Origin of the sequence: Paenibacillus sp. NRS-1760 (genome assembly GCF_050467785.1) — a bacterium.
In the GTDB taxonomy this organism is placed as follows: Bacteria; Bacillota; Bacilli; order Paenibacillales; family Paenibacillaceae; genus Pristimantibacillus.
In genome coordinates this window covers 1-14194 of sequence record NZ_JBITPK010000005.1, presented here as the reverse complement: position 1 = coordinate 14194, position 14194 = coordinate 1, and the positions used below count along the sequence as shown (strand labels likewise).

13 protein-coding genes are annotated in these 14194 nt (G+C 45.6%); all 13 read left to right on the top strand.

From position 1 onward, the window contains the following. Positions 1-217 precede the first annotated feature (217 nt). Positions 218-1882: a GspE/PulE family protein gene (locus ACIFSR_RS00675; RefSeq protein WP_430054107.1), complete on the top strand. Its 1665-nt coding sequence runs from the start codon at positions 218-220 to the stop codon at positions 1880-1882. A 15-nt stretch (positions 1883-1897) separates the two neighbouring features. After that, the gene (locus ACIFSR_RS00670) at positions 1898-2944 is read left to right on the top strand and encodes a type IV pilus twitching motility protein PilT (protein WP_430054104.1); all 1047 of its coding nucleotides are present in this window, start codon (positions 1898-1900) and stop codon (positions 2942-2944) included. After that, positions 2944-4152: a type II secretion system F family protein gene (locus ACIFSR_RS00665; protein WP_430054101.1), complete on the top strand. Its 1209-nt coding sequence runs from the start codon at positions 2944-2946 to the stop codon at positions 4150-4152. Before ACIFSR_RS00670 ends, ACIFSR_RS00665 begins: the two co-directional genes overlap by 1 nt. A gap of 73 nt (positions 4153-4225) precedes the next feature. Continuing rightward, positions 4226-4645, top strand: a complete 420-nt coding sequence (locus ACIFSR_RS00660; protein WP_430054098.1) for a type II secretion system protein — start codon at positions 4226-4228, stop codon at positions 4643-4645. 81 nt (positions 4646-4726) lie between these two features. Continuing rightward, positions 4727-5482, top strand: coding sequence for a prepilin peptidase (locus ACIFSR_RS00655; protein WP_430054095.1), 756 nt, complete (start codon positions 4727-4729; stop codon positions 5480-5482). Between the two features lie 16 nt (positions 5483-5498). Beyond that, positions 5499-7010 (top strand): pilus assembly protein PilM, encoded by a 1512-nt coding sequence (gene pilM / locus ACIFSR_RS00650; protein WP_430054093.1) that lies wholly within the window; start codon positions 5499-5501, stop codon positions 7008-7010. Next, the gene (locus tag ACIFSR_RS00645; protein WP_430054091.1) at positions 7003-7602 is read left to right on the top strand and encodes a hypothetical protein; all 600 of its coding nucleotides are present in this window, start codon (positions 7003-7005) and stop codon (positions 7600-7602) included. Before pilM ends, ACIFSR_RS00645 begins: the two co-directional genes overlap by 8 nt. Before the next feature lie 220 nt (positions 7603-7822). Continuing rightward, the gene (gene hemE, locus ACIFSR_RS00640) at positions 7823-8893 is read left to right on the top strand and encodes a uroporphyrinogen decarboxylase (protein WP_339203558.1); all 1071 of its coding nucleotides are present in this window, start codon (positions 7823-7825) and stop codon (positions 8891-8893) included. Further along, on the top strand, positions 8886-9839 hold the full coding sequence (hemH, locus tag ACIFSR_RS00635) for a ferrochelatase (protein WP_430054089.1): 954 nt from the start codon (positions 8886-8888) through the stop codon (positions 9837-9839). The genes hemE and hemH overlap by 8 nt, the downstream gene beginning before the upstream one ends. Positions 9840-9844: 5 nt before the next feature. Then, positions 9845-11311, top strand: coding sequence for a protoporphyrinogen oxidase (gene hemG / locus ACIFSR_RS00630; RefSeq protein WP_430054087.1), 1467 nt, complete (start codon positions 9845-9847; stop codon positions 11309-11311). 100 nt (positions 11312-11411) lie between these two features. Further along, positions 11412-12704, top strand: a complete 1293-nt coding sequence (locus ACIFSR_RS00625; protein WP_430054086.1) for a CapA family protein — start codon at positions 11412-11414, stop codon at positions 12702-12704. A gap of 24 nt (positions 12705-12728) precedes the next feature. After that, positions 12729-13490, top strand: a complete 762-nt coding sequence (locus tag ACIFSR_RS00620; protein WP_339203551.1) for a glycerophosphodiester phosphodiesterase — start codon at positions 12729-12731, stop codon at positions 13488-13490. Between the two features lie 80 nt (positions 13491-13570). Continuing rightward, on the top strand, positions 13571-14194 hold a 624-nt coding region (locus ACIFSR_RS00615; protein ID WP_430054084.1), incomplete at its 3' end, for a DUF92 domain-containing protein.

Sequence of the window (14194 nt, the reverse complement as noted above, 5' to 3'; positions counted from 1 at the left end):
AAAAATTGCGATGAAAACTGTTGTAATTTGCCATATGTAGGATATAATCAGTGTAAGCGACAACGCTAGTTGTTGCAAGATAAACTAGCGAAATACATATAAGAGTACGGATATTGTAGATTTAAAGATAGGATTCAATATTAAGTAGGTATATAGAACCAATTATATAAAACTATTTATTTGCATTGGAATAGGGATAGAGATAGGGGTTGAAGCTGTGGCGGCAATCAAAAAAAGACTAGGAGATTTGCTTGTTGAGAGCTTGCTGATTTCTGAGGAGCAGCTGCAGGAAGCGTTGCGTGAGCAGAGTAAGACCAAGCAAAAGCTGGGTGACTTGCTCATTACACAAGGTTATATTACCGAACAGCAACTAATAGAGGTTTTAGAGTTCCAACTCGGTATCCCACATGTGAGTTTATACAAATTTCAAATAGATCCGGCAATCGCTCAAATTATTCCAGAGAGCATGGCAAGACGTTACCAAGCTATCCCGATTCAAAAAGAAGGCGGAAGGCTAATGGTCGCGATGGCCGATCCGCTTGATTATTTTGCAATAGAAGAATTGCGAATGAGCACAGGTTTCCGTATCGAACCAGCCATCTCAAGCAGAGATGAATTACAACGAGCTATTGCTCGTCATTACGGTCTTCAAGATTCCATGAATCAGATGCTGGTCGATCTTTCTTCTTCGGATGATATTCAAGAAATAGAAGTGATGGATGAAGATTCGCCGGTCGTTCGCCTTGTGAATCAGATGATTCAGCAAGCCGTTCAACTAAGGGCATCGGATATTCATGTGGACCCAGGCGAGATGCAAATATCGATTCGATATCGGGTGGATGGTGTGCTTAGAACGGAGAAGACGGTTCCGAAGCAAATGCAAGGCTTCATCACAGCCAGGCTCAAAATTATGGCAAAGCTCAATATTGCCGAACGCAGACTGCCTCAGGACGGGCGCATCAAGATGCAGGTTGATTTTAAAAATGTCGATATTCGCGTATCCTCACTTCCTACAATACACGGTGAAAAAATTGTATTGCGGATTCTCGATTTAAGTACAGGTGTGAAGGCGATTGACCAGCTGGGCTTTAACGAGCATAACTTCACCTTATTTAAAGAGATGATTGACAAGCCATACGGGATTTTGCTTATAACTGGCCCTACAGGCAGCGGTAAAACAACTACTTTATATTCTGGACTTCAGCATTTGAATCAGGAAGATACGAATATTATTACGATTGAAGATCCTGTTGAGTATCAGCTGGAAGGCATCAATCAGGTGCATGTGAGTCCGAATATCGGGCTGACATTTGCAGCAGGACTGCGCTCTATTTTGCGGCAAGATCCGAACGTCGTTATGGTGGGCGAAATTCGAGACAGCGAGACGGCAGAAATTGCGATCCGTGCATCGTTGACGGGGCATTTGGTATTGTCGACTTTACATACGAATGATTCAGTTAGTACGATTACCCGTTTTAGAGATATGGGTGTTGAGCCCTATTTGATTGCTTCCTCTCTCGTAGGCGTTGTTGCACAAAGGCTTGTCCGACGCGTTTGTGCGGACTGCAAGCAGTCGCATGCCGTGACCGACCAAGAACGAATATTTTTGAGAAGTCGTTCAATTGAGATAGAGACGCTTATAAAAGGCAAAGGCTGTGGAAGCTGCAACAATACTGGATATCGCGGCCGAGTTGCTATTCACGAGGTATTGTTTGTGAATGATGAGCTGCGCGAGCTTATTAACGAAGGGGCATCCGTTCAACAATTGCGTGAAGCGGCAGCAGGGCAAGGCATGATTCAATTGATGGACGACGGCTTGGAAAAAGTAACACGTGGGATTACGACGCTGCAGGAAGTGCTGCGCGAGACGGTAGCACATTAGGCGGAGGGTGGTAACATGTCTGCAAAAGAGAAAATAATGGATCTGCTTAGGCAAGCCCATGAGCAGAAAGCATCCGATCTTCATATCTCGGTTGGTTCTGCCCCAACATTTCGGGTAAACGGCAGTTTAAAAACAAGTGGAGTCGAACCTGTTAACTCAGAGGAAGCTATGGCAATGGCGGGTTCGATGCTTAATGAGCAGCAAATGCAATTTTTTCAGGATCAAGGTGAGATTGATTTCTCCTACAGCATGACGGGCTATTCCCGTTACCGGATTAATATTTATCGGCAGCAGGGGAATGTAAGTATTGCGGCAAGATTAATACCGACGCAAATTCCTACATTGGAGCTGCTTCAGCTTCCGCAGATGATTGCGCCTCTTGCCAATAAACCTCAAGGGTTAATTCTTGTGACGGGCCCGACAGGGAGTGGGAAATCGTCAACACTGGCTGCATTTTTAGGTTATATCAATCGAACGCAGAAGAAACATATTATTACGCTGGAAGATCCGATTGAATACGTACATAAGAGCGAAGGGTCGATCATTGATCAGCGAGAGGTAGGCAGTGACACAAGAAGTTTTTCCAATGGCTTGCGTGCTGCACTCAGGCAAGATCCAGATGTCATTTTGGTAGGGGAAATGCGAGATTTGGAGACGATTGCTGCTGCCGTAACGGCTGCAGAGACAGGTCACCTCGTGCTCGCTACATTACATACTACGGATGCGCCTCAGACGATTGATCGAATTATCGATGCTTTTCCAGGTCATCAGCAGGCGCAAATTAGAGCACAGCTAGCTGCGGTTCTAGTGACAGTCATATCTCAACGTTTGTTTCCTCGAATAAACGGTCAAGGCAGAATTGCTGCGACAGAAATTCTAGTCAATACTCCGGCAGTAGCAAACTTAATTCGTACAGAGAAGGTTCATCAAATTAGAAGCGTGATGCAGACGAGTCGAGCGTTAGGGATGCATACTCTCGATATGTCTATTAAGGAATTGCTGCAAAAGGGCATGATTGATCCACTGGTAGCCAAATCTTATTTGGTGGAGGGAGGACTCTAATGCCGCAATATAACTATCAAGTCAAGGCAAACACCGGACGGCTGATTAAAGGCAAGCTCTCGAGCATGGATAAAGCTTCTGCAGTGGAGGAGCTCCGCAAACGAGGCTTAAAGGTGTTGTCGGTTCAAGAGGTTCGATATACGGTCTTATCGACCGAGCTATATATTGGGAATCCAGTAAAAGGGATTCATTTCATTATTTTTTGCAGACAGTTTGCAACGCTCATTCGTGCAGGTGTTACACTCGTCGAGTCAACCGCCATTTTGTCTGAGCAGACGGAGAGCAAACCACTGAAAAAGGCTTTAGTCGATGTGAACTCGTCCTTGCTAAGAGGGGTTTCGTTCTCACAAGCAGCGCAGGAGCATAAACGAATTTTTCCACCAATGTTCATCAGCATGGTACGTGCAGGCGAGGAAACGGGAGATTTAGAGGGCACGCTGGATCGACTTGCTGTATTTTTCGAAAAAGCACATACGACGAAGGAAAAGATCAAATCGGCGATGACCTATCCGATCGTAGTTGGCATAATGTCTCTCGCGGCGGTCGTCTACTTGCTACAAGGTGTTGTGCCGCAATTCGTCACGATGTTTGCTTCATTTGACGCTGAATTGCCAATGATTACGAAAGTCGTATTGTCATTGAGCGATAGTATATCTAATCAGTGGTATATATGGGTGCTGGCTCTAGTAGCTATCCTCACTGCCTATCAATTTGCGATACGCTCGGAGCGAGGAAGTTACTTTATTGATTATGCGAAGCTGAAGATTCCGATTTTCGGCAAGCTGCTCCAAAAGGGCGCCATCGCTCAAATGACTAGGACACTTTCTTCCCTGTATGCGAGTTCCGTGCCGGTATTGCAGTCTCTAGCTATCGTAGAGCAAGTAGTTGGCAATAAGGTAATCGGAGAAGTAATCCGCAAATCAGGAGACTCGCTAAGACAGGGTAGTCCGTTATCCGATCCGCTCAAAAAATCTTGGGTGTTCCCGCCGCTCGTAACACAAATGATAGCGGTCGGAGAGGAAACTGGGGCGCTCGATCAGATGCTCTCGAAAGTAGCTGATTTCTATGAAATGGACGTTGACAACACAGTTGACCGTCTTAAGTCGTTAATAGAGCCGCTATTAATTGTATTTCTGGCTGGCGTTGTTGGTTTGATCGTTATGGCGATCATGCTGCCGATGTTTAGCTTATATTCTACTGTTGGGTAAGCACAGGATGCGATGAGTCCGCTCATCTATCTGCTGCTATTCATAAATAAACTATTTTCAGGAGGAATTACAAATGCAAATGTTATTGAAACGTTTTAAGAAGGAAGAGAAAGGTTTTACGTTAATTGAGCTCTTGGCGGTAATCGTTATTTTGGCTGTTATCGCGGTAATCGCGGTTCCTTTGATTGGGAATATGATTAGCAATTCTAAGGAAAAATCAAATTTAGCAACAGCACGACAAATTTACGATGCAGCTCGTTTGCATGCAACTGCTACTGCTAATGGTGAGTTAACAGATGTAACGTTGTCAACACTTCAAACAGATAAATATCTAGATGCTCCATTATATTTACCGAGTACTAAAGAAGCTCTAAATGCTACAGAAACTAAGATTGATGTAAGTGAAGAGGCAGGAGCATATCTAGTGTTGGCAACAGGAACTACAACATTAGTGAAAATATCGTATACAAAAGCACAAATAATGTCTCAGTAAGCATTTAGAATTCTGTGATTCGAAAGATGGGATGATCCACTTTCGAATCACTTATTTTGATATAGAAAGTGACCTTATAAAATGAACCTTTTTATCACCATCTACATATTCATCCTCGGCCTCATCTTTGGTTCTTTCTTTAATGTAGTAGGACTACGAGTCCCAATGAAACAATCAATTGTTAATCCGCCTTCGCAGTGCCCGAATTGCGGAAACCGCTTGAAAGCTAGAGATCTTATTCCAGTATTAAGCTGGCTGTTTGCTAGAGCAAAGTGCAGACAATGCAGTGTTCCGATATCTGTTGTTTATCCGCTTGGAGAATTAACGACAGGTCTTTTGTTTTTATGGATATACCTAACTTTTGGAATTTCATGGGAAATGGTAGTTGGTCTATTGCTCGTCAGTATGGGAGTAATTATCACCGTTTCTGATTTGAAATATATGCTTATTCCGAACCGAATTTTACTTGCTTTTGCGCCGCTGTTTATCATTCTTCGTCTTATTTATCCGCTGGACTCCTTTTGGGTTCATGTGTGGGGAGCTCTGCTTGGCGGGGGTATTCTTCTGCTGGTCGTAATCGTGACTCGCGGCGGGATGGGAATGGGCGATGTGAAGCTGATTATGCTGCTCGGCTGGATTGTTGGATTTAAAAATTTAATTCCAGCTTTTATGATTGCTTGTTTTGCAGGAACTCTCGTAGGTGGGGCGCTCTTGCTGATGCGTATCGTGCAGAGAAAACAGCCTATACCCTTTGGCCCTTTTCTTGTGTTTGGCGCATTATTAGCCTTTGCTTATGGTGAGGATTGGATTTCGTTTTACTTATCGATATTTGAGTAGCAGGATGTGATGATTAATGATTACGGGATTGAACCGAATAGGTTTGACAATCGATCATACAGGTGTTCGATATGTGAAAGCGAAGAAGAAAAAGGGCTGGGAAATCGAAAAAAGCGGCTTTTTGCCTTTTGCAGCAGGATTAATTGTAGAGGATCAATTTACAGCGGTGGAGGAGCTTCGTAATCAGCTTAAGCACTGGGTAAAAGCTGAAAAGTTAACAGGGGCATTTGTTACTGTATCGATACCGACTTCTCAAGTGATTATTCGTAAGCTTATTATTGAATCGTCAAATGCAAAGGAATTAAAGCAGCTGATCGAGCTTGAAATCGAAACAGCCCTTCATTTGCCTTTTGAAAAACCAGTATACGACTATGTGATCATATCTTCAGCAAATGATAGAAGTGAAGTGCTCGTTTATGTGTCGCCGCTCAAATGGATTCAGCAATGCGTGGCACTATTAGAGGGTGCAGGTCTAAAGGTAAAGTATGCTGAATTAGCTTCTACTGCTCTAGCACGGGCTATTAAAGAGAAAAATGATACAAAGCTAGAGAGCACGATGCTTATTAATTTGGATGATTCAAATATTGAAATTTATATGTTCCATAATAGCCAGCCCGTATTTATGCGAGTCATGAATGAATATGAGCAGCTAGCGATCAAAGAGACGGGACTTGCTCCGGAATTAATAGCTAGCATCAATGCGGAAATTTCGAGACTATTAAACTTTTATCAATATAGTATTCACGAGGGCCAATCGAAAATAACCCATACGCTTGTAACAGGCAATGTAATAGGAAAAGAGCAGCTCGTTAGTGAGTTCAGCTTGCTGCAGCCGGACATGCTGGTGGAAAGCCAAAGCTTTGCTTCCTCATCACCTCAGATGAAAGGCAATGAAGCGGACGAATACCGCATGGCTTTTGGACTTGCGATTAGAGAAAACAAGGATAAGGCTATAAATCTTCTTCCAGAGAGAATCATTAACAAGAAGCAATTTTCTGCTCAGCTTGTCGTTGCAGGTGTCTTATGGTTTGCATGCCTAATCGTTATTGTGTCCTTGTATGCAGGGGCTAGCTCAAGTTTGAAAAAGCAAACGAAAGCAGCTGACGCTTTGACGCAAAGCAATGCTCTATTAGAACAAGAGCTCGCTAATCTAAACAAGCAAAGTCAGCTCGATGTTGATCCAGAGTCAGTTATTAAGAGCATTCGAGAGCATAGACAAGATGCCGTTGTTGTCCTTGATCAATTGCAAGACCATTTGCCAGCGCTCGCTGCTATTCAAACGATGGAGTACAGCAAGCCGGGCTCCATAGCACTTATCGTGAAATTTGTTGATATGAAGGATGTTGCTGATTATTTAAATGTTTTAAGGACGCTGCCTTTTTCGGGTGGTGCGCTGCTTCAAGGTTTTACAGGGACAGAAACGCAGCAAATCGCCCGCTTCGAGATGAAATGGAAGGGTCAGCTGGAAAGCGAAACACAAGAAACTACGGGAACGACAGAAGAAGGAGGAGTTGCTGCTAATGGATAACAACAAAAACCATTCGCTCATCATCCTCGCGATCATGCTGATGTTTCTCATTTTGCTAGTAAGCTATGTGACGATGCTTCAACCGGCTTATAAGAAACTTGGGGACAAAAAAGATCAGGTTGTTCAACTACAAAAAACGACCGAGCTGCTGACCAAAGCACTTAGCAACAAAAAGGAAAAAGGGAAATTGCCCGAGCAAGAGATTCAAGCAACTTTGCCGCTTTGGGACAATACGGAGCAAATGATTATCAGTTTGAAGGAGATCGGACTGAGTACACAAACAAAGCTGAGCAGTGTTTCATTTAGTGTATCGGAAACGAACCAATTGAACACTTTAATTGGAAGTAAAGAACCGATGTATCCAAGTGTAAAAGAGTTGAAGACGCAGTTAGTCATACAAGGCAGTTATGAACAGATACGAAGCTGGCTTGTTGAGGTTCAGAAACTGCCACGTTTGGTCATCGTTGATAATATCCGATATTCAATGGCGATTAGCGGATCCATTTCTGCAGAAATTTCAATTACAGCCTTTTTTGATCCTTCGTATGCGTTTATGCTTGATAATCCGGTTTTGCCAAAAGCAGCTGAATAATGCTGCTGCTAATCACGAATAAATAAAAGCGCGAGTACGATTTGGTGTTGATTTCCAAGTCTCTCGTGCTTTTTTTATTTGAACATTCATACATCCTTCATGCAACCTGCTGCTGATTGTCATACTATTGTCATAGGAAGTGGAGTGTCGGCGGTTGTTAGGTTTGCGGAAAAAGGGCATAATGGAAGCATAGGAAAATACATAGAAATGGGGAACGGGAATGTCTTATAACGACCGTTTCATACGGGCTTGCCGGAAGGAACAAGTAGATCAATTACCTGTATGGTACATGCGACAAGCGGGACGATATGATCCGGAGTATCGCAAAATAAAAGAGAAGTATTCTTTGCTTGAAATATGCAAACAGCCTGAGCTTGCGGCTGAAGTAACGATGATGCCGGTTCGTAAGCTGGGTGTCGATGCAGCTATTTTGTATTCTGATATTATGAATCCAGTAGCATCTATCGGAATTGATTTTGATATTGTAGCTAATATTGGGCCCGTAATTGCGAACCCGATTCGTTCGGCTGCTGATGTTGAGCGCTTGAAGCCGATTGATGTGGAAGGCGATCTAGGCCATGTCATTGAGACGATTCGGATACTGGACCGTGAGCTGGAAGTGCCGTTAATTACGTTCGCTGGTGCACCATTCACCATCGCCAGCTATTTAATTGAAGGAAGGCCTTCGAAAAACTATTTGCGGACGAAAGAAATGATGTACAGCGAGCCGGAGCTATGGCATGAATTGATGCGTAAGCTTGGCGACATGGTCATCACTTATTTGCGCGCGCATATCGCGGCAGGCGGTAAAGCCTTTCAATTGTTCGACAGCTGGGTAGGCGCTTTGACGCCAGCGGATTTCCGGAAATTCGTCTTGCCGACGATTGAGCGTATTTTTGCAGAATTGTCAGACTTGCCGCAGCCGAAAATTTACTTCCCAGGCGTAAGCTCGGGAGAGCTGCTTCCAGAACTATTAAATGTCAAATCAGATGTCATCGGTCTCGACTGGCGGATTTCGATTGCAGAAGGCCGTCGGAGACTGGATCATGGTTTTGCCGTGCAAGGCAATCTAGATCCTACAATTCTGACTGCACCTATTAGCGTAATTGAGTCCTATGCGAAAGAGATCATTGATAGCGGAATAGAGGAGCCAGGATTTATTTTCAACCTTGGGCATGGTTTGTTCCCTGAAGCATCACTCGAGAAGCTGGCTCAGTTAACTGCATTCGTACAATCGTATTCTAAAAAGGCAATCGCTGCACGCAGCCATAAGGAGACTAGTCATGTCTGAGCATAAAGCGAAACAAATAGGCGTACTTGTAATGTCCTACGGAACGCCGGAATCGATGGATGATGTTGAAACGTATTATACGCATATTCGCCGCGGAAATGCACCAACGCCTGAGCTGCTTGCTGAGCTTAAGGGTCGTTATGAAGCGATTGTAGGCGGGGTTTTCCCACTGCGTGAAAATACGAACGGTCAGGTTGCAGGCTTGCAGGACAAACTAGAGCAGCTGGCTCCTAATAAATTCACATGCTACCAGGGCTTGAAGCACGCAAAACCGTATATTGAAGACGGTGTTGAGCAAATGGCGAAGGACGGCATCACACAAGCGGTAGGAATCGTACTTGCGCCACATTTTTCAACGATGAGTGTGGGCAGTTATATTAAGCGTGCGGAAGAAAAGGCGAAAGAGCTAGGTATCGCGATGACTTTCGTAAAGCAATACCATATGCATCCGAAATTGCTTGAGGCGCTTACGGATCGCGTTGTAGCTGGATTAGAACGCTTGGATGCTGCTACAGATGGTGAAGAGCGTGTGAAGGTGCTTTTTAGCGCGCATAGCTTGCCTGAAAAAATTCGTGAGCTTGGTGATCCTTATGAGCAGCAGCTGCTTGAAACTTCCGCAGCGGTTGCGAAAGCAGCTAACGTGAAGGATTGGCAGTTTACTTGGCAAAGCGCAGGTCGGACAAGAGACCCTTGGCTTGGCCCTGATATTTTGGAAACATTGCCAGTGCTCGCTGAAGAGGGTGTAAAAGCAGTACTTGTTGCACCAGTTGGTTTCGTATCAGATCATTTGGAAGTGCTGTACGATCTTGATATTGAAGCACAAGCTGCTGCGAAAGAGCTGAATATGACTTTGGATAGAATTGCGATGCTGAATCGTGATCCTTTATATATGGAAACATTGGCAGAATCGGTCATCGAGGCTTTGGACAGCCAAGGGAAGGAATGAATGAGATGCGGAGAATCGGAAAACCTGATCGAATTGTCATTATTGGCGGAGGGATCAGCGGACTGAGCTCCGCTTTTTATTTGCAGCGGGAAGCGGAGCGGCAAGGCAGGGAGCTGGAGATAACCATTGTAGATGGGGCTCCTGCCTTAGGCGGAAAAATTAATACGCTGCAGCGTGACGGGTTCGTCATCGAGAAAGGGCCGGATTCTTTTTTGGCGCGCAAACTTGCCATCATTGATTTGGCGGAGGAGCTAGGCATTGCGGACGAGCTTACGACAACGAATCCAGGAGCGAAAAAAACATATATTTTGCATCAAAGAAAGCTGTTTCCGATGCCTGCGGGACTCGTGCTTGGGGTTCCGACTGAAATTGGGCCATTCGTGAAAACAGGCTTATTGTCATGGGGCGGCAAGCTGCGGGCGCTGATGGATTTGGTGCTGCCTGTTCGCAAGGAGCAAAGCGATGAGTCGCTTGGCGGTTTTTTGGAACGGCGAGTGGGCAATCAAGTGATGCGGCGCATCGCGGAGCCGCTGCTTGCAGGTATTTATGCAGGTGATTTGAAAAAGCTAAGTCTGCAAGCTACGTTTCCGCAATTTGCCGCGTCAGAGCGCAAGCATGGCAGCCTGATTCGCGGCATGCAGCATAACCGTAAAGTGAGTGCTGCTGCAGGAGCGCTTCCAGCCGTCGCAAAGGGTGGAACTTTTTTGACGTTTAAGGGTGGTTTGTCTTCGCTAGTTAACGCACTAGATAAAGCTTTGAGCAAAATGCAGCGACGACTCAGTACAAAAGTTGTGGAAATTAAACGATGTGCGGATCTAGCATTAAGCAGCGATCAAGCTGTTTCTAGTGCGTCAGAGGGAGCACGATATGAGGTTGTCCTTGATAGCGGGGAGACGCTGTGGGCGGATCAAATCGTGATGACGGCACCTGCATATAACGCGGTAGAGCTGCTTGCGCCTTTGACAGAAGTTAATGAGCTGCGCGCTATTAATTATGTATCCGTTGCGAACGTTGTACTGGCATTTGATAAAGCGACGTTTGGGCTCGATTTTGACGGATCGGGATTTGTAGTGCCTCGCTCAGAAGGTTTGCAAATTACTGCTTGCACATGGACATCAAATAAATGGCTGCATTCGAGTCCGAATGACAAGGTGCTGCTTCGCTGCTATGTCGGACGGTCGGGTGATGAAGAAAGCGTTAGACTTCCGGATGCTGAGCTTATTAAGGCTGTGCGGCGAGATATTGAAGAAACAATGGGCATAAAGGCAGAGCCTTTGTTTGTTGAAATTACGAGGTTGCCGCGCTCCATGCCGCAATATCCGGTGGGTCATGTTGAGAATATGAAACAGCTGCGAGAACGCTTCGAACAGGAGCTGCCAGGAGTTTGGATTACAGGTGCAGCATTCGATGGAGTAGGTCTTCCGGACTGCATAAGACAGGGCAAGGAAGCTGCTCAAGAACTATTAAAGTAAGCTCGCAATAATAGTTCTCCCCGCGATGGTGGATCATTGCTATAATGGAAGAGTCTAGCTATTCATAGACTTTGATTCTATTAAAGAGGAGCCATCTTCCATGCACATATCACGTTCTGAAACGCATCAGCAGGATAGGTCTAAACGTAAAAAGAGGCTTCGAAGACTCATTTTCGTTAATTTGTCGCTGCTAGGCATCATTATAATCGTATTAGGTGCCTGGCTAGCGGCTGAAAATTCAGATAAGCTCAAAGGTTTGTTAAGCTTCGCAGGTGATGGGAATAAAGGACAAAATCAAACGGTTAACACAGGTGATAAAGGTTCAGAAAAAGAGCCGGATTTAACAGAAGACGTCGATTTGTCTGGAAATGACACAGAATCCAATCTACCGAATGAAGAGGAAGTTACTTCTGCTATAACGGATCCTAACGGTGCCGGCAGCGAGGAAGAGAGAATCAGCCTTTCCTTTGTAGGGGATTTGCTCGTTGCTGATTATGTGAGCGCCATCACTGCCCGTGAAGGCTATGAGTATCTCTATCAACCTGCAATGCTGTACCTAAGCGAGCCGGATCTGACGGCTGGCAATTTGGAATTTCCAGTAACGAAGCGTGGTACTCCAGTAACAGGAACGCCGTATGTGTTTAAAGGTTCGCCTGATGTTCTTCCATCGATACGCAATGCAGGCTTTGATGTTTTGAGCTTAGCCAACAACCATGCGCTTGACCAAGGGGTTGAGGGCATGCTCGACACGATGAAATATTTGGATGAAGCAGGCCTATCGCATATGGGGGCGGGCAATAATGATACCGAGGCTTTCACTCCGGTTATCAAAGAGGTTCGGGGCATTAAAGTAGCTTATATTGGCCTCAGCAAAGTCGTGCCGTTCTCTTCATGGAAAGCGGATAAAAATGTGGCTGGATTAGCTGAAACCTACGACACTCGGCGCGCGACGGAAGCGATTGCGAAAGCAAAGAAGGAAGCCGATATCGTTGTCGTGATGGTGCACTGGGGCAAGGAACGAGTCGATCAGCCCGAGCCATATCAAAAAAATTTTGGCAAACAATATATCGATGCGGGAGCAGATCTGGTGATCGGAAGTCATCCGCATGTGCTGCAAGGCTTCGAAATGTATAAAGGCAAATGGATTGCATACAGTTTAGGAAACTTTATTTTTAGCTCATATCCCAAGGAGACAGCGGGCGAGACCGGTGTTCTTGACGCTTTATGCACAAAAAACGGGGATTGTGAGATGACGTTTCATCCGATGTTTACAGTTAATGCGCAGCCTACTCCATTAGAGGGAGAAAAAGCAAAAGCGTTACTCGATCGGCTAACATCGGTCTCCTTTGGCGTAAAGCTGAATGAGGATGGACGCATTACACCTGAAAAATGAGCCGAGTGAGAGGATGAGCGTTTAATGAAAAATCCGTGCGTAGCGCACCGAGGCTGGTCTAGCCGCGCGCCGGAAAATACGATGGCAGCTATACGATTGGCGCTTGCTGATCCACTAATTGAATGGATTGAAATTGATGTTCATCTTTCAAAGGATCATGTACCGATGGTGATTCATGATTATACGCTGCGCAGAACGACAGATGGAAAAGGCGATGTGAAAAAAAAGACGGCTGACGAGCTTGCTGAACTGGATGCAGGAAATTGGTTTTCACAAAAGTATCAAGGCGAGCATATTCCGACGCTTGCTCAGGTGCTTAAAGAATCGGTCGGACACTGCAAGCTTAACATCGAGCTGAAGACGGATGGCATCCGTTATCCGTTGATCGAGCAGAAGGTGCTTGAATGTATTCAAGCATATAAAGCGGAAAGTGAAGTGGTCATCACGTCCTTTCATGAAGGGACATTATACCGAATGAAGCGCCTATGCAGCCAAATTCGTACCGGTATTATTATAGACGGCTGGCGGAATTCGCTGCCTAAGGAGCTAAAAGAGCTTGGAGCAGATTTTTTATCGATCAGCTATTCCAAGCTAAACAAGGAACGCGTCGAGCTTTTGAAAAATGCAGGCATTCAAATTATGGCCTGGACGATCAATGAGAAACGTGCGATCCGTAAAATTGCTGCACTTGATCCGGAATTATTAATATGTACAAATTACCCGGAACGCTGGCATGAGCTGCGGGCTGAAAGTATGGAATTAGAAGTAGTGAATAGAAAAAAATGATTAAAATTAATAAATAGAGTGAAAAGAATATGATAGCAAGCATTTATGGGGTTGTGTATAAGCAGGAGGTTGCTCGCTAGATGGTAGGATGGATAGATGAATGGTGGTTGCGTCTGATTATCGGCTTAGTGGGCAGCTGCTTTATTGCGGCAGCAGCCTATCATGTGAAATCATTGTCTGCTTCAGGCGCGTGCTCGGCGATCGTAATGGGAACCGGCTTCGTAACACTAGGTGAACCGGTCTGGTTTGGATTATTGATCGGTTTTTTTGTTTCATCGAGTGTATGGTCGAAGTGGAAGAGAAAACATAGAGCGAAGGAAGCTGCTGAAGCCAAATATGCAAAGACTGGCCGCCGTGATGCCGGGCAAGTATGGGCAAATGGCGGCGTAGGACTCTTATTGTGCGCCGCTCATGCAATCTGGCCTGATGAGGGGTGGCTATTCGCGTACATCGGCGTGATGGCTGCTGTAAACGCGGATACATGGGCCACGGAGATCGGGGCCTTAAGTAAGACGGCGCCGCGATCGGTGACGAGCGGCAAGCCGGTCACGCCTGGAACGAGCGGCGGCGTCACGCCGCTCGGCAGCGCAGCAGCGCTCGCAGGCGCCGTGTTCATCGGCGCCGTTGCCGCGCTGCTGCTTGCGGCCCCGCAGCCAGCAGAGGCTGCTGCGGGTACGCTTGGCGGCGCGGCGGCGGTATATATC